At 58.2% G+C, this 22,717-nt stretch carries 21 protein-coding genes; 20 read left to right on the forward strand and 1 reads right to left on the reverse strand.

The genetic code is table 11. The features are described from left to right. Window positions 1–217: 217 nt before the first annotated feature. The 20 genes from E3O06_RS11545 to E3O06_RS11640 all read left to right on the forward strand — a co-directional run bounded on the left by E3O06_RS11545 (window position 218) and on the right by E3O06_RS11640 (window position 21,762). Complete coding sequence (locus tag E3O06_RS11545; protein ID WP_241980116.1) at window positions 218–2,053, forward strand: polysaccharide biosynthesis protein; 1,836 nt, start codon at window positions 218–220, stop codon at window positions 2,051–2,053. Further along, entirely contained in the window at window positions 2,046–3,182 is a 1,137-nt protein-coding gene (locus tag E3O06_RS11550; RefSeq protein WP_134503539.1) for a DegT/DnrJ/EryC1/StrS family aminotransferase, read from the forward strand. Before E3O06_RS11545 ends, E3O06_RS11550 begins: the two co-directional genes overlap by 8 nt. Next, window positions 3,179–4,432 (forward strand): glycosyltransferase family 4 protein, encoded by a 1,254-nt coding sequence (locus tag E3O06_RS11555; RefSeq protein WP_134503540.1) that lies wholly within the window; start codon window positions 3,179–3,181, stop codon window positions 4,430–4,432. The genes E3O06_RS11550 and E3O06_RS11555 overlap by 4 nt, the downstream gene beginning before the upstream one ends. 93 nt (window positions 4,433–4,525) lie before the next feature. Further along, window positions 4,526–5,143 (forward strand): sugar transferase, encoded by a 618-nt coding sequence (locus E3O06_RS11560; protein ID WP_255453624.1) that lies wholly within the window; start codon window positions 4,526–4,528, stop codon window positions 5,141–5,143. Continuing rightward, a complete protein-coding gene (locus tag E3O06_RS11565) occupies window positions 5,124–5,849 on the forward strand; it encodes a GNAT family N-acetyltransferase (RefSeq protein ID WP_134503541.1) in 726 nt (241 codons plus the stop codon). Before E3O06_RS11560 ends, E3O06_RS11565 begins: the two co-directional genes overlap by 20 nt. Beyond that, a complete protein-coding gene (locus tag E3O06_RS11570) occupies window positions 5,846–6,955 on the forward strand; it encodes a GNAT family N-acetyltransferase (RefSeq protein WP_134503542.1) in 1,110 nt (369 codons plus the stop codon). Before E3O06_RS11565 ends, E3O06_RS11570 begins: the two co-directional genes overlap by 4 nt. 64 nt (window positions 6,956–7,019) lie before the next feature. Further along, window positions 7,020–8,066 (forward strand): SDR family NAD(P)-dependent oxidoreductase, encoded by a 1,047-nt coding sequence (locus E3O06_RS11575; RefSeq protein WP_134503543.1) that lies wholly within the window; start codon window positions 7,020–7,022, stop codon window positions 8,064–8,066. Continuing rightward, the gene (locus E3O06_RS11580; protein WP_134503544.1) at window positions 8,066–9,172 is read left to right on the forward strand and encodes a polysaccharide biosynthesis C-terminal domain-containing protein; all 1,107 of its coding nucleotides are present in this window, start codon (window positions 8,066–8,068) and stop codon (window positions 9,170–9,172) included. The genes E3O06_RS11575 and E3O06_RS11580 overlap by 1 nt, the downstream gene beginning before the upstream one ends. Beyond that, a complete protein-coding gene (gene wecB, locus E3O06_RS11585; RefSeq protein WP_134503545.1) occupies window positions 9,169–10,311 on the forward strand; it encodes a non-hydrolyzing UDP-N-acetylglucosamine 2-epimerase in 1,143 nt (380 codons plus the stop codon). Before E3O06_RS11580 ends, wecB begins: the two co-directional genes overlap by 4 nt. A gap of 280 nt (window positions 10,312–10,591) precedes the next feature. Further along, the gene (locus E3O06_RS11590; protein WP_166788200.1) at window positions 10,592–11,881 is read left to right on the forward strand and encodes a lipopolysaccharide biosynthesis protein; all 1,290 of its coding nucleotides are present in this window, start codon (window positions 10,592–10,594) and stop codon (window positions 11,879–11,881) included. Next, entirely contained in the window at window positions 11,878–12,849 is a 972-nt protein-coding gene (locus E3O06_RS11595; protein ID WP_134503547.1) for a glycosyltransferase family 2 protein, read from the forward strand. The genes E3O06_RS11590 and E3O06_RS11595 overlap by 4 nt, the downstream gene beginning before the upstream one ends. 61 nt (window positions 12,850–12,910) lie before the next feature. Then, complete coding sequence (locus tag E3O06_RS11600) at window positions 12,911–14,149, forward strand: hypothetical protein (protein WP_134503548.1); 1,239 nt, start codon at window positions 12,911–12,913, stop codon at window positions 14,147–14,149. 178 nt (window positions 14,150–14,327) lie between these two features. Beyond that, window positions 14,328–16,133: a DUF4012 domain-containing protein gene (locus E3O06_RS11605; protein ID WP_134503549.1), complete on the forward strand. Its 1,806-nt coding sequence runs from the start codon at window positions 14,328–14,330 to the stop codon at window positions 16,131–16,133. 38 nt (window positions 16,134–16,171) lie between these two features. After that, window positions 16,172–16,975 carry a TIGR04255 family protein gene (locus E3O06_RS11610; protein WP_134503550.1) on the forward strand — a complete coding sequence of 268 codons (804 nt, stop codon included), beginning with the start codon at window positions 16,172–16,174 and terminating at the stop codon, window positions 16,973–16,975. Further along, the gene (locus tag E3O06_RS11615) at window positions 16,972–17,652 is read left to right on the forward strand and encodes a hypothetical protein (RefSeq protein WP_134503551.1); all 681 of its coding nucleotides are present in this window, start codon (window positions 16,972–16,974) and stop codon (window positions 17,650–17,652) included. The genes E3O06_RS11610 and E3O06_RS11615 overlap by 4 nt, the downstream gene beginning before the upstream one ends. Window positions 17,653–17,657: 5 nt before the next feature. Further along, window positions 17,658–18,455, forward strand: a complete 798-nt coding sequence (locus E3O06_RS11620) for a hypothetical protein (protein WP_134503552.1) — start codon at window positions 17,658–17,660, stop codon at window positions 18,453–18,455. 364 nt (window positions 18,456–18,819) lie between these two features. After that, window positions 18,820–19,602: a hypothetical protein gene (locus tag E3O06_RS11625; RefSeq protein ID WP_134503553.1), complete on the forward strand. Its 783-nt coding sequence runs from the start codon at window positions 18,820–18,822 to the stop codon at window positions 19,600–19,602. A gap of 3 nt (window positions 19,603–19,605) precedes the next feature. Then, complete coding sequence (locus tag E3O06_RS11630; RefSeq protein ID WP_198415815.1) at window positions 19,606–20,499, forward strand: Fic family protein; 894 nt, start codon at window positions 19,606–19,608, stop codon at window positions 20,497–20,499. 628 nt (window positions 20,500–21,127) lie between these two features. Continuing rightward, window positions 21,128–21,391: a type II toxin-antitoxin system Phd/YefM family antitoxin gene (locus E3O06_RS11635; RefSeq protein WP_134503554.1), complete on the forward strand. Its 264-nt coding sequence runs from the start codon at window positions 21,128–21,130 to the stop codon at window positions 21,389–21,391. Then, window positions 21,376–21,762, forward strand: coding sequence for a PIN domain-containing protein (locus tag E3O06_RS11640; RefSeq protein ID WP_134503555.1), 387 nt, complete (start codon window positions 21,376–21,378; stop codon window positions 21,760–21,762). The genes E3O06_RS11635 and E3O06_RS11640 overlap by 16 nt, the downstream gene beginning before the upstream one ends. Window positions 21,763–21,833: 71 nt before the next feature. On the opposite strand, the gene E3O06_RS11645 is transcribed toward E3O06_RS11640, so the two are convergent. Continuing rightward, window positions 21,834–22,715: an acetamidase/formamidase family protein gene (locus tag E3O06_RS11645; RefSeq protein ID WP_134503556.1), complete on the reverse strand. Its 882-nt coding sequence runs from the start codon at window positions 22,713–22,715 to the stop codon at window positions 21,834–21,836. Between the last annotated feature and the right edge of the window lie 2 nt (window positions 22,716–22,717).

Consider the following 22,717-nt stretch of genomic DNA (forward strand, 5'->3'; position numbering starts at 1 on the left):
GATCGCTCGCAAAGCTCGCGCCTCGCAACTCGCCGCGCTTCACCTCAGCGCTACGGCCACACTCTCGAGTGATGCTCACGTGCTCGAACTGCTCGCTTTCAGCACGCGTTCCAAACCGCTACCCCCCAAACACCCACTTCCCCCAAGCGGGTAGACTTCAGGTCTACGAAGATCACAAGCCCAAAGGCCCAGCGATCGTTACTCTGGGGGAGTAAAGGTGTCAGTAAACCAGGTCGCCACGAGCGCCCTCAGAGACCTGCACAAATCCGTACCCCTGGTTCGTTTCGGCGCCCAGTTCGGCTTCGACGCCGCATCCTGGGTCGCCGCCCTGCTCCTCGCGCAGGCGTTCCGCTACGAGTTCCACGTGGACCTCATCAGCTGGCCCCCGCTGCTCCTGCTCTGCGCCGCCGCCGTCATTCTGCAACTGATAATCGGCTCGCTTTACCACCTCTACCGCGGGCGACACCCCTACGGCAGCTTCGCCGAGGTGCGCTCCCTGCTCTGGTCGGTCCTGGTCATCGCGCTCATCCTCGGCGTTCCCGTCATCGCATTCGGTGGCGCCCTCGACATCCCGCGCAGCACCGTCATCATCGCCCTGCCCATGGCCTTCATCTATATGGGCGGCGTGCGCTACTACAAGCGCCTCCTCGTCGAGCGGTCCATCACGCCCGCCCACGACGCCCGCAACACGCTCATCTACGGCGCCGGCTACCTCGGCTCTTCCATCGTGCGCCGCATGAAAACCGACGCCCAGTCCTCCTTCCGGGCGGTCGGCCTCATCGACGACGACCCCGACAACAGCCACGCCTGGCTGCACGGAGTGCGCGTGCTCGGCACCGGCGACGACCTCGTCAAGGTCGCCAAGGCCACTCAGGCCACCGTGCTCATCGTCGCCATCGCCCGGGTCGACGCCGCGCTGCTCCGCGACATCTCCGACAAAGCGGATGCCGCCGGCCTGCGGGTGAAAGTGTTCCCCACCCTCGACGAGGTGCTCAAGGGCAAGGTGCGCCTCAACGACCTGCGCGACCTGTCGCTCGAAGACCTCATCGGCCGCCAGCCGGTTGATACCGAGATGGCCTCTATTGCCGGCTACATCGAGGGTAAGCGGGTGCTGGTCACCGGTGCCGGCGGGTCGATCGGCTCCGAGCTCTGCCGTCAGATTCACACGTTCGGTCCCAGCGAACTGATCATGCTCGATCGTGACGAGACCGGCCTGCAGACCACGCAGATCTCCATCCTCGGTCACGGCCTGCTCGACACCAAAGACGTGGTGCTCGCCGACATTCGCGACCTCGAAGCGCTCACCCAGATCTTCACCGAACGCCGCCCCGACGTGGTCTTTCACGCCGCCGCGTTGAAACACCTGCCCATGCTCGAGCAGTACCCCGACGAAGCGTGGAAGACCAACGTGCTCGGCACTCGCAACGTGCTCGAAGCCGCGCAGAGCGTAGGAGTGAAGACCTTCGTCAACATCTCGACAGACAAGGCGGCCAACCCCACGAGCGTGCTCGGGCACTCCAAACGCGCCGGGGAACAGCTCACCGCCTATGCGGCAGAGCAGACCGGGCACGACTACATCTCGGTGCGCTTCGGCAACGTCATCGGCAGCCGCGGTTCCATGCTGCCTACCTTCACCGCGCTCATCGAGGCCGGCGGCCCGCTCACGATCACCCACCCTGATGTCACCCGGTTCTTCATGACTATCCCCGAGGCCTGCCAGCTCGTCGTGCAGGCCGGCGGCATCGGCAGCCCCGGCGAGGTGCTCATTCTCGACATGGGGGAGCCGGTGCGCATCCTCGACATCGCCCAGCGCATGATCGCTCAGTCGGGCAAGGCCATCGAGATCGTCTACACCGGCCTGCGCCCGGGCGAGAAGCTGCACGAAGAACTCGTGGGTTTGGGCGAGAGAGACGAACGGCCGCTGCACCCCAAGATCTCGCACAGCAAGGTGGCGCCCATCGCCCCCGCCCGCCTCGACGAACAGGTCTGGCACCGCAATTACGCACACCCCGCTCCCGCCCAGCGACAACGAGAGAGCGTCAGCCATGAATAAGCGCATCTACATGTCGTCGCCCGACGTCGGAGAACTCGAAGAACGATACGTCCTGGCCGCCATGCGCTCCGGCTGGATAGCCCCGCTCGGCCCCGACGTCGACGCCTTCGAAGCCGAGATGGCCGCGCGGGTCGGCGTCACGCATGCCGTGGCCCTCAGCTCGGGAACCGCCGCGCTGCACCTCGGCCTGCTTGGGCTCGGCGTGGGCCCCGGCGACATCGTGGTCACCCCAACCATGACCTTCGCCGCCACCGCGAACGCCATCGTCTACACCGGTGCCGAGCCGTACTTCATCGACTGCGAACTGGTCACCGGCAACATGGATCCAGTGCTGCTGCGTGAGGCGCTCGAGCAGCTCTACCGTGCTGGCGAGAAGGTCGCGGCTATCGTGCCCGTCGACCTGCTCGGCAAGGCGGTCAATTACACGGCCATCTGCGCCATCGCCGACGGATACGGCATACCGGTGCTAGCGGATGCCGCCGAGTCACTCGGCGCGACCCACCACGGCCAGGCAGCCGGCTCCTTCGGCCGGGCTTCCATCCTCTCGTTCAACGGCAACAAGATCATGACCACGTCCGGGGGTGGCATGCTCTTAACGGATGATGCGGATCTCGCGACCCACACCCGGTACCTCGCCACCCAGGCCCGTCAGCCTGTTAAGCACTATGAGCACACCGACATCGGCTACAACTACCGCTTGAGCAACCTGCTCGCCGCACTCGGTCGGGCCCAGCTCACTCGCCTCGACGGAATGATCGCTCGCCGGCGTGCAATGCGTGAGACCTACCGCGACCTTTTCGCAGCCGTTCCCGGAGTCGAGATCTTCGGTGGTGAGAACGATGAGAATGACAACTTTTGGTTGACGTCAATCGTGGTGGATTCGGCGGTCTCCGGCTGGACGGCCGACGAGCTCAGCGCGCATCTCCTGCTCGGTAACATCGAAAGTCGTCCGTTGTGGAAGCCCATGCACCTTCAGCCGGCCTTCGCCGGTGCGCGCGCAAGACTGAATGGGAACGCTGAACGTCTCTTCCGCAGAGGGCTCACTCTTCCGAGCGGATCGGCACTGTCGACTACTCAGATCGACCAAGTCGTCGGACGGATTTCAACCTTTGGCTCACGGGTGTCATGAAGATAGCAATAGTTAGTCAGTACTACAGACCCGAGAACGCCACGATCACAAACTCACTTGCGGCGGGTCTAACAAAGCGCGGGCACGCAGTCCGCGTCATAACCGGGTACCCGAATTTTCCGAGTGGGCGCCTCTACCCCGGCTACCGCCAGCGTCTTTGCCATCGTGAGCGGGATGGCGGCGTGGACGTACGACGCGTTCCCATCGTTGTCAGTCACTCTCAAAATCCGTTCGGCAGAATTGCGAGCTATCTCAGTTTCGCTCTAAGCTCGTTCAGTGCGGGTCGGTACATCGCGGATGCCGACGTGGTCTATGTCTACGCAACGCAGATGACCGCGGCGATAGCGCCGTTGGTGTGGAGTCGTAGCCGACGAATACCGTTCGTTTTGCATGTCCAAGACTTGTGGCCTGAGTCCATCACAGGGTCGTCCATACTCAAAGGTAGATTGGCGAAGCGTGTCGTGGAAGCGATTCTCACGCCCTGGCTGCTTCTCACGTACCAGGCTGCGTCGGCAACAGTCGCCATTGCACCGACGATGGGCGCGATGCTCCACGCGCGAGGAGTTCCGGTCGACAAATTGCACATCGTTTATAACTGGAACGATGACGGGGCTGACGCCGGCGATACGACGGCAACGCCATCTGAAACAGACGCTGGACTAACGGTTACGTACGCGGGCAACATAGGTCACTTACAGGACCTTGCCACTGTTATCCAAGCCGCGCATCAGGTTGAAGATCTTGTGGGTTTCCGTCTAGTCCTGATCGGCTCGGGTGCAGCATCAGACGAGCTGAAGAAGCTCGCCGAGCGGTTGGGGGCGAAATCAGTAGTTTTCCGCGACCGCATTGCCCCGTCTGACATGCGTTCGGTGTACATGGAGTCGGATTTCCAGATTATATCGCTAAAGAATCTAAAAATCTTTCGAGGGACAATCCCGTCCAAGCTCCAAGCTAGTCTGTCCCACGGTGTGCCGGTGATTACAACAGTCCCCGGTGATGTTGCATCTCTCGTTCAGGCCAACGGAATCGGTCTTACCGCCGAGCCCGAAGATGTGGGCTCTCTCGCACGGGCGTTTCGTGCTGCATTTGCGATGACAAGCAAAGAGCGCAAATCGATGGGGAGAAGGGCGCGTCAGTATTACCAAGCGAATATGACATCGGACGCCGGGGTTGATGCAATCGAACGCATACTTGTAGGTGCAGCAAATGCGCGCGGAGCGGTTCAACGGTGGCCAAAACGTGGCGTTTAGTTCTTTCACTCACCAACTCACTCCCTCAGTCTCAGCAATTTCGAAGTCATCCATACTAGCTGGGGCCGCGTCATCTGTACGGGTGACACGGAAGTGATCGGTTACCGAAGTTTGAAACGAGTTCTGGATGTTGCAGGGTCGACCGTACTTTGTATTATTTCGTTTCCACTTGTCGTGATTCTTGCCCTTGTGCTGACGATCTCGAATCGCGGCACTCCATTCTTTTATCAAGAACGTCTTGGTCTTAGAGAACGTCCCTTCCGAATCATCAAATTCAAGACTATGAGGGATGCAAGGAACGAAGACGACGAGTTACTGCCGGATGCCGAACGCATTTCAGCGCTAGGTGGCGTTGTGCGCCGGACGTCTCTTGACGAAATCCCCCAGCTCATTAACATCCTTCGAGGTGAGATGAGTTTCATCGGCCCGAGGCCCCTCCTTGTCCGCTACCTTCCCTACTACAGCGCGGACGAGCGTGTCCGTCACACCGTGCGTCCAGGGATAACTGGGTTGGCGCAGGTCAGGGGCCGGAACGACCTCGAATGGGATTGCAGACTAGCCCACGACGTTGAGTATGTGGAGCAGATATCGCTGGCTTTGGACGCTCGCATTCTCCTCGAAACCGCGAAATCTGTTGCGACAGGCTCCGGGGTCCGAGTGAATGTACTCAGCGGGGGAATGAGGGATCTTGATGTCGAACGCCACGTGTAGTGCTACTCGCTGGACGGCCTCACCGGAAGATTGTCTTGAACTCCAGCGTCAGCACGTTGAGCTAGCGCGATTGTCGCGTATCTCGCAGTTTCTCATTTACGACGACGAGAATTTTCCGGCATATCTGCTTTCGGTGTTGACAGATCCGACGCATCTGTTCACGCGGCCGAGCGACGCGAGTGGGGTGAGGGGTTTCTGTCATCTACGCAAAGTTGACGAAGTGCTGTTTGTCAACAACATCTTTATTGCGTCCGCAGATAGGCAGCTGGGGGCCGGAACTAAGTTGTTGCACGAAACTCTGCTCATGGGCGATACGTTATGTCCTACGATCGAGCTTGATGTACTTGAGTCAAATATGACCGCGCGATCCTGGTACCAACGGTTGGGCTTCGAGGAACTTCATCGTGCACGCTGGTCATCCCTCGGAACCCCTGGCATTGCCACGTCTCATCCTGACATACGTGTCCGCCCGGACAGGAAGGGCTTCTCGCAGATCTATTCAGGCGATACTCGGATTGGAACGAGAGTCGGGCGAATGGCAATTCTCGCCACGCCAGATTTCGCGGATTTCCTTGGCGCTCAGGATTTTGACGAGATTGTCGTCCGCACGCAGGCTGACAAAGAGCGTGGCCATGAACCGGCAATAGAAATATCAATTCGATTGCGCGCTGACGTGAGTCGAGTACTGGAGAAGCTGGCAAAATGATTCAATCCTCTGGAAAGCCGGTTCCGGCTGTGTCAACTTTCCGCGTCCTAGACGCTTCTGTCGATGAAGATGCTTACGAATGGGCGAGGCTGTGGGGCCAATGGGCCCAGAGAGAAGTTCAGGCGCATCCCGCGTATTCGCGCCTGTTTGTTGATAAGCGCTCAGCCGCCTTGTGTGCAACCCTCAGCGCTCCCGAGGGGACAATTCTGTTTCCCTTCCTCCTGAGATCGCTCTCGCATAAACCGTATGCGCATGCGGTGGCTCATGGGGCGACCGATATCGTGACGCCTTATGGATATGGAGGGGCGTTTTGCTGGGGGCCAGCTGTGGAAAATCTCACGGATCAGTTCTGGACTACTTTCACGCAATGGGCAAGCACACGGCAAGTCGTGTCTGAATTCATTCGATTTAGCTTGGAGCCGGAGAGTATGTTGTCCTATCCGGGAACCATCGAGTTCAAGCAGGACAATGTCGTGCGAGATCTCGAAATGCCCGCAGAGGTCTTGTGGATGGACTTCGACCACAAAGTGCGCAAGAACGTGAAGAAGGCTGAGCGGTCCGGTGTAGTCGTAGAGGTTGACGAGGAAGGGGTTCGCTTCGAGGAGTTCTTCGAAATTTACGAGAGAACCATGGACCGCCGCGACGCAGGAACGGGGTATTACTTTCCCCGCGAGTTCTTCAACGCGATTCACCAGGGCTTGTCGGGCCAATACGTCTACTTCCATGCATTGCACGGCGGAAAGGTGATTTCCACTGAACTCGTGCTCGTATCGATCGACAGTACGTACTCCTTCCTGGGAGGCACGGACAGTGAATACTTCGATCTGCGTCCGAACGACTTGCTGAAGCATCGGGCAATGCTATGGGCAATCGCCCAAGGGAAGAGACGCTTTGTGCTTGGCGGCGGGTACGCACCCAACGATGGCATCTTCCGGTACAAGCGCGCTTTCGCTCCGAATGGCGCCCGACCCTTCAGCGTGGGCTCTCGAGTATTGCGACCGCGCGTTTACTTGGAAATGTCCGCTGCGGCAGGTTCCGGGGGGACTCCGTCAGACGGATATTTTCCCGCGTATAGAGCTGGGCCCCGCAACGCGCAGTCCGAGTGAAGAACACGACAACAGAATTGTGGAGATTTGGCTCAGTCAAAGCTCCCGAACAAGAAGGGCACTAATGTCAGCGAGCTATGAAGGCAAACGCATCTTAGTCACAGGCGGAACCGGTTCCTTCGGCCACGCCGTGGCGGAGAAACTGCTGGCGAGGGGTGTAGAACAGGTTCGGATACTCAGCCGCGATGAAGCTAAGCAGGATTTGATGCGTCACGAGATTGCCGACAAGCGCTTGCGGTTCTACGTGGGAGATATCCGCGATTTTCAGAGCGTCGAGCGAGCCATGCGCGGCATCGACTTTGTCTTCCACGCGGCTGCGCTAAAGCAGGTTCCTTCATGCGAATTCTTCCCAATGGAAGCCGTCAAGACCAACGTGGTTGGCAGCGAAAATGTCGTGCGTGCCGCTGATCACGCCGGTGTGAAATCTGTCGTGTGTCTCAGCACCGACAAGGCCGTCTACCCGGTCAACGCTATGGGTATGAGCAAGGCGATGATGGAGAAAGTCGCCCAGTCACACGGCCTCAACAATCCCGACGCCGTCACGACTGTTTCGTGCGTTCGATACGGAAACGTGATGTACTCGCGCGGGTCGGTTATTCCCTTGTTCATTCGACAGCTCAAAACTGGAAATAATCTCACGGTGACTAATCCAGACATGACCAGATTTATGATGTCCCTCGCAGACTCCGTCGATCTCGTGGAATATGCTTTCCACAATGCCCAGCAGGGCGATCTATTTATTCGCAAGGCGAGGGCGTGCACTGTAGGAGATCTCGCCACGGCCGTGATTTCACTCTTCCAATCGTCGGCCAAGGTTGAAGTTATCGGAACTCGGCACGCAGAGAAACGGTCCGAAGCTCTGGCTAGTCGGGAAGAGCTCTCGCGTGCTCAAGACATGGGGGACTACTTCCGTATCCAAGCTGACAACAGAGATTTGAACTACAGCTTGTATGTCGAACAGGGCAACGTAGGGCAGGTCCAATATTCAGACTACGACTCGCATACCGTTGATCGAATGACCCTTGCGGAAGTTGAGGACCTCCTCCTCACCCTCCCCGAAGTGCGAGCTGAACTGCGTATGGCAGGACTCGCCGCCATGAGTACCCGCTAATGGCTGCAGAAAAGGTTGTGCTGACAGGGGCAAATGGCTTTCTCGGCTTTCACGTGCGGTCTGCTTTAAAAGAACAGAGCGTCGAGGCCGTAGCCATCCCTCTTGGGGACGCCTATAATTCTTGGCGATCACCGGCGTCACTGGAGGGGATGGACCGACTGGTCCACTTGGCCGGCGTAAACCGCGGTTCCGAGTCCGAGGTGGCTGAAGGCAACGTGCTGTTCGCTCGACAGCTGGCTGAAGCTATCCGGCAATGCAAGGTCCCGCCCAGAATCATCGTTATGGCCAATTCTGTCCAGTCGTTGGACAAGAGCGTTTACGGCTTAGCAAAGTCGAAGTCAGCCGAAATTCTGGGAGCGGCCGCAGAATCTGTCGGTGTCAAATTTCAAGATGTCATACTGCCGAATCTTTTTGGCGAGCATGGGCGACCGTTCTACAATGCCGTAACGGCGACTTTTTGTCATCTGCTGGCCCGGGGCGAGCGACCCACGATCGAAAACGAATCCCAACTCACTCTGCTCCACGCCCAGGATGCGGCTGATTTGCTCCTTGGTTGCGCTCCCATCGAAACCCTTGAACGGCTCACCGTCGACCTGACCGTTAGCGAACTCCTCTATCGCCTGCAGGAGATCTCACGGATCTACACGCAGGGTGAAATTCCCGACGTTAGCTCAAACTTTGAACGCAATCTCTTTAACACTTATCGGTCGTTCACGTTTCCAGGGGATACGCCAATACTATTGACTCAGCATGCAGATGCTCGCGGATCGTTCTTCGAGATCCTTCGCTCTCACGGTGGCATTAGCCAATCATCTTTCTCTACGACTGCAGCGGGTGTGAGCCGCGGTGATCATTTTCATCGTCGAAAAATTGAGCGTTTTACAGTGCTATCCGGTGATGCAACGATAAGTTTGAGGCGTCTCTTTAGCGATAAAATCGTTAAGTTTCGAGTCACTGGTGCTGAGCCAGTGGCAGTCGACATGCCAACAATGTGGGCTCACAAGATTACAAACACAGGACCTGGTGAGTTGTGTACGTCGTTTTGGTCGAACGACATTTTTGATTCCCAAGCGCCAGATACGATTTCAGAGGCAGTTGAACTATGAATTCCCGATTGAAAGTCCTTACGGTTGTCGGGACACGCCCTGAAATCATTCGATTGGCCGCCACGATCAAACGTTTAGACAAGTACACCGACCATGTCCTGGTGCATACCGGCCAAAATTACGACTACGAACTCAACGAGATCTTCTTCGAAGATCTCGGACTCCGTAGGCCGGACCACTTCTTGAACGCCGAGACCTCTTCTCTCGGGGCCGTTTTGGGCTCGATTCTCATCAAAGTGGAGGAGGTCCTTGTCGCGGAGCGCCCCGACGCAGTGGTCGTGCTGGGCGACACGAATAGTTGCATCTCCGCAGTAATGGCGAAGCGTATGAAAATACCCGTTTACCATATGGAAGCAGGCAATCGGTCATTCGATGAAAACGTTCCTGAGGAGACGAACCGTCGCCTCGTAGATCACGTCGCTGATTACAACCTTGTCTACACGGAGCATGCACGACGGAATCTCCTGGCCGAAGGGATCCATCCATCCCGTATCGTTCTTACCGGCTCCCCAATGCGCGAGGTGCTAAAGAGTAATGAGGCGGCGATCGCTGCGAGCACGATCTTGCAACAGCAGAAGCTCACTAAACATGGCTACTTCTTGGTGAGTCTGCACCGTGAGGAGAACGTGGATAACCGTGCGCGTCTGGAGGAGATATTAGATTCTCTCGGCCAACTCGCGGCTGCGTACGAACTGCCGGTGCTCGTGTCGACCCATCCCCGGACGCGCAAGCAGTTGGAGGGGCAGTCCGAAGCGCTGAAAAGTAAACTCGTGTTCCACGCACCGTTCGGCTTCCACGATTATGTTCGGCTCCAGCAAGCGTCCAAACTTGTGCTCTCTGATAGTGGAACTATCAGTGAGGAGTCATCGATACTCGGATTCCCTGGTGTGTCTCTTCGTGACGCAATCGAGCGGCCGGAGGCTCTCGATAGTGGGGCGACGATTACATCGGGCGTCGAGGCAGAAAATGTTCTCGGGGCAGTGGCGACTACTCTTCGGCAGTTTGAGCAGGATGGGCCTGCTTCCGTGCCGACAGAGTACCTCATAGATGACGCATCCCGTCGAGTAGTGAGTTTTATTCAGTCAACCGCAAAGTTGCATAACGTCAGGAGCGGAATTCGAAGGGTGCCGGTAGCTTGATTCGTTTTTCTTTATCTTCCCGCAGAAAGGTGAAGGCAGCTAGCGTTATCGCTCTATTGATTTTAATCCTTGCGAGCTTTGCTCTGGCGATTCGTGTTGCTGGGTCATTATTAGCGGCGGCACAGGGGTCATCTATACTTATAATCACTATCTTGTTCGTTCGGGCCGCCTTCCGGGGGACCCCGACCGAGGTGACCGCACACGGCCACCTCGTGCGTTCCAGTATTCGCAGCGGTTCCTCAAGATGAGGATACGGGCGGAGGTTTATTCGGGAGCCGCTGTGAAGGCAGTCATCTCTAGAGCCGGGGCTATCTTCGCTAGCCTCGTTCTGTCAGTTCTGGTAGCGCGAGTACTTGGGCCTGAAGAGTCAGGCAAGTTCTTTCTCCTCATGGCGGTACTCGGTGCACTGAACACCGTCGCCCGGTATGGCACCGACAATGCTGCCTTGAAAATTCTTGGTGGAGCGTCGAGCCGCGTTGGACGCGATCTGTTCCACCTAGCCGCATTAGTAGTTCTTTGCAGCTTGGCGGTCGTAGGCTGCAGTTTGGGTGTGATATTAATTTTGCGGCCCGACACGGGAGGCAACATGGCCGTGTATTTCGTCACTGCTTCCGCTATCGTGCCGCAGGCCCTTGTCGTTCTATTCGGCACCATCATGCGTGGCCGCCAGATGTTAGCTGTGGGGACTATGGCCGAACTTGGATCGATTGCAACCTTATCAGTTTTGCTTCTGACTCCTGTCGCCCTGCTAGGCACATCAAGCGTAATCACCGCTATGGGATGCGTGGCACTCGCCTCCTGGTTGACGCTGATGTGGTCAGCACCTGTTGCATATCGCGCACTCTCGACAACAGATAAGAATGCAGGAGACTTCAGCTTTATTGGTCTTCAAAAGTTCTTTTCCATCTGGAAAGCTCCACTTACGAATATCACAAGCTCATCTTTACTGATTTTTCTTCTCAATTGGTTTCCGGTCTTCTTGCTCTCGGCAGTAGGTACGCTGACGGATGTATCATATTTCGTCGTGGCTATGCGACTCGTGGGGTTTATCACCCTAATTCCAGCAATCCAAGCTTCATACTTAACGCCCGCGATTGGGCGCGATTATCATCACGGCGCGATTCAGCACTTGAATAATATGTGCATTCGTGCGGCCAGACAGGCTTTTGCACTTTCAAGCCTGCCTACGCTAATACTGGTTTTTGCGGCACACCCACTCGTCACGTACGTGTACGGTGGTGGCTTCTCGCCTGTCGCTGCACCAGTTGTAGTTATGGCCGTTGCGGCACTTGTCGTCAGCTACGCGGGGCCCGTCAACGCACTAATGTTTCTGTGTGATCTGGAGGGTGTGTCACTAATTCTGAACGTAGGAGTTGCAGCGGCATGGGCGTCGATTGGTTTGTGGATAACACTTACATATGGACTCATGGGTGCCGCAAGTTTTCAGGGTGCCGCAAGCATTTTGGTGGCAGTGATATCAGCATGCAGTCTAAGACATAAACGAAATATTATTTCATTCGTGCGTTTCTCGCGCGTGACGTCGACCCCAGAGTGTGGAGCAGAAAAATGATCGTATCTTTAATTATCCCAACACACAACCGGCGACTAGGGCTTGATGCACTCCTGCAAGATTTGCGATTCCAGAACCTTGGAAAAAGCGATCTCGAAGTTATCGTCGTGGATTCCGTAGAAGGGGACGACATTTCGGATCTCCTTGCGCAGCACGCTTTTGAAGGCTTAAACGTTCGCCGCCTCCTGACGTCGAATGTGATTGCAACGAAGCGAAACGCGGGCGCTCGCGAGGCAACAGGATCACTTTTAATCTTTTTAGATGATGATCTTCGGGTGCCGAACACATTGGTCACGGCGCATGTAGAGGCACATGATCGCTCTCGCATTGTCGTTTCAGGGCAGATTAAATTCCCCGCGCAATGGATAGCGAATACAAACTACTATAAATATAAAAACTCAAGGCACATGAGCGAAGACACGGGTTACACACGTCGCATTTCCATTGCTTCAAACCACGTTGTAACTATGAACCTTTCCATCCCAGCGCCGCTTTTTAACGAGATTCGCGGCTTCGATGAGTCTTTTGTGGAGTATGGTGGCGAAGATATCGAGTTTGGGTTTCGCTGTGCGAGGAACGGAATAACAAATATTTACTCGCCTTTGCCCATGGCTGTGCATTGTGAAGTAGCTGGCGACGTTGGAGTCTTCGCAAGAAAGATATACGTCGCGACGTTTTATGGAGCTACTCACCTTGCCAAACTGGTACCGGAGATGTTCTCCGTAAGAACTTTTCAATGGACTGAGCCGAAGGCGGCGGAGACAATTTCAGCTCGGGTGATTCACTCGCTGCTTAAAGCCATGGTCGGATTTGGTCTTGTGCATTTGTTAATACGCTTCCTGCGACGAACCGATCAGACTCATTGGCTCTATTGCCCGTTTTTCTATAAAATCCTCACCTTGTTGGTCACCCAGCTTGCAGTCAATGACCGGGCGGTAGGCTGTGATAACCGGCACTCGTTCGAGTAAATCTCTGAAAGTGTTTCCCCCACTCCGCGCGTTGGTGCCGAGCAATCAGGTAAAGTTCGCGATGGTGTTTCTCGTCGTTAATTTGCATCTCCTGCGAAATGTCTCGTTGGTTCTCTATTTGGCACTTTATCTACTCACGGTGGCCTACGTTTGGGTTCAGTATATTCTGAGCGGGAAGAGCCAACTTCTTTCAGGGCGGGGAGTCGCTTTTTATCTCTGGATAGCAACCGCGTTCTTTGCCTTTGTAACATCGCTCCTCCTCATCTCGCCCTCTGGCGCGGTGCAAGGCTTAGTGCGCTTCCTGTTTGCCGCTCCGATCTTCATGGCACTTGTAGTGTTTACCGACAATCTTGCTGATTTGCGAAAGCATCTTATTACATTTGCAGGATTCTTTGCACTTGCAAGCGTGTCGTTACCACTGCAGTTTTTTACAGGTCCAATATCTTGGTTCGCTGAAATCTCCGAGCGGGGCGGCTATGTGCGGTACGCTAGTTTGTTGGGTAGCCTGCCAACCATCGGAGTTATGGTGGGAATTTATATAGTGCTTTCACAGTGCTTGAGCCTGAAGCTGCGCTTGCTCTTTCTACCGTTGATGATAATTTCGGCCATCGTCTCGCTCAATAAATCCGCGATCGTAAACGTTGCCATTGGTGTAGTGATCATGGCTCTTCTCAATCGTCGCTCGATCTCGAAATTGGCGATCGGAGGTGTAACCTTAGCTCTGCTAGTTGCCATCGGCGCTTTGTTCGTGCCTGGATTAGACGGTCGTGTTGCGACCTCCCTGCAGAGCTTCGGAGGTCTAGCGAGGGACTCTACCGTGGTAAACAATGACACGAATGTGCTTGATGGTGCATGGGAGAGAATAATCACGTTGCCAAAGGCAAATTTTGATGCCCTAAGAGAGATTCACAGTCCCCTTGTCTATATAACTGGCGCTGGATACGGAATGGGTAATACAGCCCTTGTTCCGTCGAGTGATGTTCTTGCGCCCATGGCTCACAATCAATTTGCTGAACAGCTAACAGTGTTCGGCCCGTTAGCGGGGGGCATTCAATTTTATATACTCGTCATGATTGGGACTGCACTTAAGCGCAGTTACTCTCGCACCCATCAGAAAGTTTACCTTGTCGTTTTCCTGGCATTCCTCCTGATGATGATAAATTCCATCTTTGCCAATGGAACGCTTTACCATCCAGCGGGGGCATCAATCTTCTATTTGTCATTATTCGTTGCTGTGGCGTCCGATGTCCTTGACAACAGCGTTCCTGTTGGACGCGGGAGGTACGGTCCCCTTGGGTGATGCTCCTATAGTTGTCAAATATTGTCCGCTGTTTTGCTTTCCTGTTTTATCTGCCGGTCTTTTTCGGAGCGCCTTATCGAGCTCTCCTGAGGCCTTGGTATGACTGCGAAGAGAACTTCGAATTCGCAAGCGATTTTAAGGACGGCCACGAGACTGCTGGTTAACTTTATGAATATGTATGCATCGCAAGGATAGAAAAGTTGCCGTCGGCAAACGGCGCACCCGCAGGGTGTGGCTCGCAATTTCACTGGGCGTCTTCCTAGTGGTGGTTGGCGCCACTGGTTGGGTGGGCCTTCAAGCGCTGATGGCCAAATCAGAGCTGGAACAAGCGGTACCACTCGCATTTGCTATTCAACACGCAGTGACCGCTGGCGACATTGCTGCTGCGCAAGATGACGCTGCCGCATTGGGCGAGCACGCTCGCTCGTCTGCAAAACACGCAAGCGATCCGATTTGGCGAGTGTTCGAGGCCGTTCCGTTTCTCGGGCCGAACCTGACGGCCCTTCGGGAACTCACGCGGGTTGTCGAAAGTGTCAGTGAGGAAGCGGTCATGCCCATGGCGACGTTGGCGGGGAGCCTTGATCTTGCCGGGCTCACGCCGGTCGACGGCGCCGTCGACCTCGAGCCGCTCGTGCAGGCTCAACCCGCCATGGCGGGTGTCGCCAGAGCGCTTATTCGGGCGTCGGTGGATGTGGCCGCTATCGACACGTACATTACGCTGGAGCCGGTGCGTGCTGCTATCAAGCACCTGGCTGCGGTCATCGATACGACTGCCACGAGGGTCGTTAGCATTAATCGGGCCGTGCAGTTCTTGCCGACCATGCTGGGGGCTGACGAGCAGCGCAAGTACCTTTTGATGTTCCAAAATAATGCCGAAGTGCGCGCTACCGGTGGGCTGCCCGGTGCCTTTGCCGAAATCTCCACCGACAATGGTCAGATTCAGATCACGCGCCAGGCTTCGGCTGGCGGCATCGTCTTTGATGAGCCCGTGCTTGACCTACCACTCGAGACGCGCGGCATCTACACCGATCTGGTCAGTACTTTCATGGGTGACGTCACGCTCACCCCGCAGTTTCCGATCACGGGCGCACTCACCCGCGAGATCTGGAAACGCACCCACGGCACCGAGGTAGACGGCGTCATCTCCCTCGACCCGGTTGCGCTGAGCTACCTGCTGCGCGCCACCGGGCCGATCACTCTTGCTACCGGGGAGGTTCTCACCAGCGACAATGCCGTGCAGCTGCTGCTCAGCGATGTTTACGCGAACTACAACGATCCGGTCGATCAAGACGCAGTCTTTGCTTCTGCGGCAGCCGGGGTATTTGCTGCGCTGGCTGGCGGCGGTGCCGACCCGACGGCGCTCATCTCTGCACTCGCGCAGGCCGGCGACGAACGCCGCATTCTCATCTGGAGTGCGCACGAAGAGGACCAGAAATTGTTGGAAGGCACGACGCTCACCGGCGATCTGCCGGTGAGTGACGCATCCGCTGAGAAGATTGGTGTCTATTTCAATGACGCCACTGGCGCGAAGATGAACACCCATCTTGATACGCGCATTGACCTGGGCGAGGTGACCTGTCGCCAAGACGGGCGGCCGTATTACGCCGTCGATGTGACGCTGACCAACACGGCGCCGGTCGACGCGGCGACGTCGCTGCCGGAGTCGGTGACCGGGCCGGGCACGTATGGTGTGGTGCAGGGCAACATCAAGACGATGATGGTGGTCTATGGGCCGCCAAATTCGTTGAATCTGGGGGTGACGCGCGGGGGAGAGTGGATTGCGTACCATTCGGCGTCGGACGCGGGGTATCCGGTGAGCCAGACGGCGGTCGAGTTGGCGCCGGGGGAGTCCTCGACGACGCGGTTCTATCTGCTGGGTGCCGACGCCGAGCATGGGGAACTCGAGGCCGTGCACACGCCGGTGCTGAATCTGCTGGAGGGGCAGGAGGTTGTGGTGGGGTGTGGTGAGGTGGAGCGTAAATAGGAATCAAAAATCTGTAAAGTCATGTGTAAACTCGGGCTATGGGCGCACAGAAGCAAAAAACTCGGGCCAAACTTGAGAACTCTCCGCTGATCCTTGTGCTGTGCGAGATTCGCTTCGCTCCGGTGCTGGCCATCGAGAAGTTCGTTCCAGACATACAAGAACAGTTACGGTTGCGCGGCTTTCCCGGCTATAAGGCATCATCTTTGCAGCAGATTCAGCTAAGCGCCCAAGGACCTTCATTTCAGGAGATTCCGCGTTGGGTGTTTACGTCCCAGGATGGCAGCCAAATTTTGACCCTGACAACGGAGTCCGTCTCGCTGCAGGTCACGAAATACCATGACTTTGAAGCCTTTCTCGAGCTGCTGCACGTTGCCGTCGATGTCATTGCGTCAGTCGTAAAACCAATGTTCGCCGGCCGAGTCGGGCTTCGCTACGTTGATGCAGTAGTGAACATCGACACCCAAGACGGTGAATATTTTGATCGGGCCGTATTGTCGTTCGAGCCTAAGGATTTGGGGGTGATTTCGTTGCTTTCGAGTCAACAGGTGCTGGCTCGTACCCATGTCGGTCAACTCACGATTCGCATGAATCAGGTTCAAAACTCGCCCTTGCTGCCGCCAGACCTACAAAGCCCCGAACTCGATCAACTGTCTTCTGTGCAAGTGGGCGTTCACGCCATTTTGGATATTGACAGTTCTGACGAAGGGCAAAGTGACTTCACACCTGCTGCGTTGCAGGAGAGGCTCTGGGCGGTGCACGTTCCGGCGAATTCAGCATTTTGGAAGTCCATAACTCCCTACGCGAAGGAGAAATGGGGCATGACCGAGGGATCGCCATCATGACACTTGTAGCATCGAAGCCTGCTGAGGGGGTCGTGGCCACTGGCGGCTGGGCTTTTCATGAGTGCGACTTTTCTGCCCAAAAGGTTTTCTCAACCTGGTACAGCCGGCTTTCGGAATACCTCGGTACCGGTTCGAAGACCGTGGACTTTCGCCGGTACATCGAGCACATGCCAGCGACGGGCGCTGGATCGCAGGTCATCATTCTTGGGTCATACGACGAGGTCGCTCACTGGCCTGCCCAGCCGTCGACCTCTGCGAGCGTCAACCTGATCCGACGGACTTTTCGCCTCTCCGTAACCGATCTGGCCGCAGTGCTAGCGGTGGAGCGGCCGACCGTCTACTCGTGGCTGAAAGACGCGTCCACGCCGTCTGCCGCAAATGAGAAGCGCCTTCAAGCCATTTCGACGCTTGCCAATAGTTGGTCGCGATCGGCGGCACCAGATTTGGCTCCATCGTTGAAGGGCCAGACGAGCTTTGGTGGAACACTGCTGGACGCGTTGAAACGGTTGGATCTGCCGCAGGAAAAAATCAAGGAACATCTGTCGATGGAGGCCCTAGTCGCGAAACGAAACCCCGCCAGGGATTTCGCGGCCTTGGCCCGAAAAGCTGGAATAGCCCCCCGCCCTGATGCAGACTTCGATATTGCAACACGACGCCCACTCGGCCCCGACGCCTAACGCCCATGCACGAGGTTGAAGAAATTCGCGTGCGCAACTGGACGCAAGGTTCCATCGTCAGCGGCAGCGATCTTCAGCTTTCGACACAGGTCGTTGGCGGTGACGACCCGGCCGCGCTGTACGTGGTTGCTTCTCACCCGTGTGATGTTGTAAATTCTGACTTCATCAAAGAGCCGCACGTCGACATCCTGCCGATGAATCAGATCGATTCCACCGACGGAAGCTTCACGCACGGCAAGAACCCTCGAAAACTGCATCTTGACTGGAACGGGGATGCCTACGCGGTCGATTTGATAGGCCGTCGAACTATCGATCGAAGACTCCTTGCCGGGGCAACCCCGCAAGGACAACTCGAAGCGGCCGTGCAGCGCGTACTTGCTGCTTGGTTGGGCTCTCGATATTCGCGCCCCGCATTCGCTGACGAATTCAACGCGAGAGTTGAAGGAACAACCTCCCGTATTGGCAAGGCTCTCAAGAACAACGGGCAGGCGATGTCGGGTATCTACGTCGCCACGACGCTCGACGAGCTGCCTTCAGGCTCGGACTACCCCCTGCAAATGTTGTTCTGCATGCGCACAGAAGACTTTGTGGAACCCGACCTGTGGGGGCAGGTGGATGAGGCGGCAGAGCAGATTGCCAAGCTGATGCGCGAATGCGAAGGTGTAGACCTCATCGACTATGAAGTGAAGTCCGAGGCCGATACCAGTCTTGAGGAACTTCGTACATTCGCCCGGTGGGACTACGACTGGCTCACCTTTAGAACCCTGGGCTCCTCCGAATCGACGCTTTCGCTGATTGTCTAGCTGCTGTTTCAGTCGCTCCAGAGGGAACCCGACGGACGGCGACCTGCCCATCTCGGCGCGCGTTGCACTCTACGGCTCCATCACGCTCGCGCTCGCTGTGCTGGCGGCGATCGGCATTCAAGGTGACGTGTTGGGCCGGCTCATTCGCAATCAATCCCAGCTGTTCCCGTGGGCGATTGTCGTCGTGCTGCTGGGAGGGGCGCTGCCGTTCATTGCCGCCGTCTGGAAGCGCACCCTTTTAACGCGCATCGCCAGGCTCGATCAGCGGGATGGCTGGGTTTGGCAGACACAGCATCTGGTGCACAAATGCGACAGAAAACTTCGGTGCAGCATTCTCGCAACATGTCGAGATATAGTTGCAGCTATGGAACACATCGTCGACCAGATCATCGAGGGATCCGGGCTGTCCAAATCCGCTCTGGCCACGCGGTCTGGGCTCGCTCGTTCCACCCAGTACCGCATGCGGGATGGCCTTGTCGACCCGGCTGTCGGTACCGTGCGCGAGCTTGCCCTGGCCGCCGGATTTGAGCTGGTTCTCTCTCTGGCGCCGCTGTCAGACCCGGATGCCGCGCGCGCAGCTCGAGTCATGCTCGACCCTCTGTACGAGGCTTCCTACGACTTGATCGGTGGGGCGAAGGGAGTCGACGCCTGGGTCGAACGTCTGCGCCGGTGGGTGCCAGACGGTAACCCGGTGGACATCGTTTGGCAGGCCGGGCAGAGCGCGAGCCTTCTGCACCGACCAGGCACGGTGTTTCTGCGCGGACATATCACCGAGCTCAAGCTGGCTTCGGCCGGCGACTTCTCCCGGCAAGACTGGCTCCTCTCCGGTGCTGCTGTCATCGACCGCATCGGGGAATCGGATGACGAGGGCGCCAGGTATGGCGGCGCTCTGCCGGGCACCAGCGCCTGCCCCTACCTCGTGCACACCGCTGATACTCACCGCTTCGCGCGCCTCCTCGACAACATGGAGGTGGTTCGCCCCAACAAGGCGAACCTCATCATCGCCGAGTACACCGCCGGCGTCGGGGTGGATTCGTGGGAAGACGGCAAGATCAAGCTCGTGGCTCCGATCCAGGGACTGCTCGATGCCTTCGGCATCAGCGGCGCTCTCGGGCTGGCCGCCGAGCGCATCGCCAGGAGCTGGTGAAGCATGGCTGAGAAGAGCAAGGGGCAGAACAGCCCGGCTGAGCACAGAGCGTGGGCAATCAGTGCTGACCGGTACGTCAAGCAGCCGCTACCGAAACCCGCCAGCACTACAAACCGGACGCCGGCGCCGCGTGTCTCTGGCGAGTTGACGCGGGTGCAGCTCGAGGAGACGGGAATCACCTGGGATCGGTCAGCCGTCGATTGGTCGCTTCTCGTGCGCTCGACCATGGATCGCGTGCGGAGCCGGTTCCGCGCGTCGCTGCCGGAGTACATTTGGGACGCTGCCGCGCTGGAGGGCAACCCGTACACGCTCCCTGAGGTGCAGACCCTCCTGGAAGGCATCACCGTTACCGGACACCGCATCGCGGACCAGGATCAGATCCTCGCTCTCAACGAGGGGTTCAACCTGGCCGACGAGCTCGTCGGCGCCAGCACGTTTTATCTCGACAAAGCGACCAGCGATGAGATTCATGCGAGGGTCGCCGTGCATGAGGCGAATGAGTCCGGCCACTTTCGCGGCGAGGGCGCAGCCGGGGGCGGCGGACATGTCAGCATCGGCGCGCTCGGAACCTTCCACGCCTCGGAGCCCGGGCAGGATGGCCGAAACCTCAAGGAAGAATTCCGCCGGTTGACCACCTACCTCCTCGAAGACGTTGCGGACCCACGCGAGCAAGCGGTCGCGTACTTCTGCGCCGCGACGAGGCGTCAGTTCTACTTCGACGGCAATAAGCGCACTGCGAAGCTGATGATGGCCGGTCACCTTCTGACGAACAGCTACGACGCGATCTCCATCTCGGCCAGAAGACAATTGGAGTTCAACCAGCTCCTCGCTCCCCTGTTCGATAGCGGCGACTCTACCGAGATGATGCAGTTCATCATCGACTCGCGCCCCGAGTAGCGCAGCGTCTTGGCCGGCTCCTGCGAGAGCCGGCCATCTCGACTCTCCGGTGCTTCGCGCCCGCGTCAACCGAGAGACGTGCCGGGAATGACGGCGACACCCTGGTCGAGTATACGAAACGCAAAGGCCAGGGAATCCGTGCCTGTCGGCAGGGGTGACAGGTAGTATAACGTGCCCGAGGGAACCCAGGCCGTCAGGCCCTGCGCGCTGAGGGCTCGCCGTGTGCGAAACGCTCCCTGGCTGTGAGGCCGGGGTCCTCCCAGCGGTCGCTGGCCGCGCCGCCATGGGCTGGCTGGCTGTTTCGTGCTGCGCGCGAGTTGCGCCGCTGCGCTGGATGCGCAACTCGAGCGCACTGGCGCGGCTCCAGCGCAGCGCGTGGCGCGGGAGCTCTGGCCAGACCGGAATTCCCGCGTTTTGGCGCAGGTCCAGCGCAGCGTGCTTGAAGCCGACCTCCCAGCCGCTCGATTTCCCGCGCACGGGCGCAGCTCCAGCGCGCTGGCGAATGGTCGGTTTGCGCAGGCCCGTTCGCGTTGGTCAACGGCGATCTCGCCGAGCTCGATCAGCGGGGTAGGCAGCCAACGCAGACCGATGGTAGCTCTTGTGCTACATGGCTGGCATACTGGGATGCATGACGCGCGTGGGGCTGCGAGAGCTCAAACAGAATCCAAGCCAGGTGATCAGCCGGGTCGAGCAGGGTGAGACCATCGAGGTGACGGTTCAGGGCCGCCCCGCCGCCCTGTTGGTGCCCATTGGCGGTCGTGCTCGGCGGCGTTGGGTTCCGGCGGCCGAGTTTGCCGCACTGACGCCGATCGCCGATGTTGCCGAGTGGGCCGCTGAGATACGGGACAGCCGCGAGAACGATTCCATCGTTGACCCGTGGGAATCCCGGTGATTCTGCTCGACACGAGCGTGTTGATCGGCATGAGTTTTCCCAGCGGGGAAAGCTTGGGGGCGAGCGTTATCTCGCTGGCGGAGCTGCAATTCGGCGTCTATGGAGCGCGGACTGCTGAGATTCGCGCCCAGCGGGTTCGTCGACTCTCTGAGCTGCGAGAACTCGGATTTGAGTGGATACCGCTCGACGAAGACGCCGCCCGCTGCTACGGCGAGCTGGCCGCCGAGGTGAGTAAGCGGCGACCCGGTCACAGCCGGAGCAAGGACATCATGATCGCCGGCCACGCGTATTCGCTCGGCGTGGCTCTGGCGACGCACAACGTGAAGGATTTCGAGCTGATCGCGCATCTGGTTCAGATTGTGGAGTTGTAAGACGTTTCCCCCGGCGTGCGAGTTCACGTCGATGGCGGCGTTCGCCGATGCGGTGGCTGAGGCCTGGTCGGCTAGTGGGGCACCAGGGCCGCATCGGCGCCGCCGGTGAGGGACAGGGCCAGGCTGCGGCGCGAGTTCACGACCTGGCAGACGCGCACGTCGAGCAGCAATCCCACGGCGAGATAGGCGTCGGCAGAAGGCATGCCGAAGTGCGCGGCGAGAACCCGGGTGCACTCGGCGACCCCGCGGCTGAGCGCCTCGTCGAAATCACCGCCGTCGACGATGATCCAGGCCTTGTCATCGCGAATGATGGTAGGAAAAGCGGGCGCCCACCCGGTGTGGGTGCTCACGCACAGCTCCAGTCGTGCCGCGACCTCAATGCCGGTGCCGCAGACTTCCGCGTCGCCCATGGCCGCGTGTACATCGCCCACAAAAAGGCCGCCGCCATCAACCTGGGCCGTGATCCAGATCGTCGAGCCGACCGCGCAGAGCACGGAGTCGAGATTGCCCCCATAGCTGCCGAGGTCTCGCGGTGCGGCTTCGATGCGGGGGAGCAGGCCGATCGTTCCAATGTGCAGCTGCGGCGTGACCGCGATCGGTGCGCCATCGCCCCACGTGATCAGCGGATGCCGCGCCGACAAGCGTCGCACGTGCGACTCGGGCGGTGCGCCCACGCCGAGGCCCGGCCGCGTCCAGGTGTGTCCCCACTCCGCCGGATCGATGGCTCGAATCTCAACTCCGACGGCATCGCCGGCTTTCACTCCGGCGATCGCGATGGGGCCGTTCACCGGAAACACCCGGCTCGGGTCGAGGTCGGCGTGCCTGACCCCCTCACCGATCTGGTTGCCCGACGCGTCCTGGGTGAGGCACGCGAACACCTCACCGGGTTCGACGGCGAAGGCCGGCGCCAAGCCGGGGGAGAGCCGGTAGATCTGTTCGTCGAACTCCCGCACGG

The organism is Cryobacterium glaciale (genome assembly GCF_004402535.1).
In the GTDB taxonomy this organism is placed as follows: domain Bacteria; phylum Actinomycetota; class Actinomycetes; order Actinomycetales; family Microbacteriaceae; genus Cryobacterium; species Cryobacterium glaciale.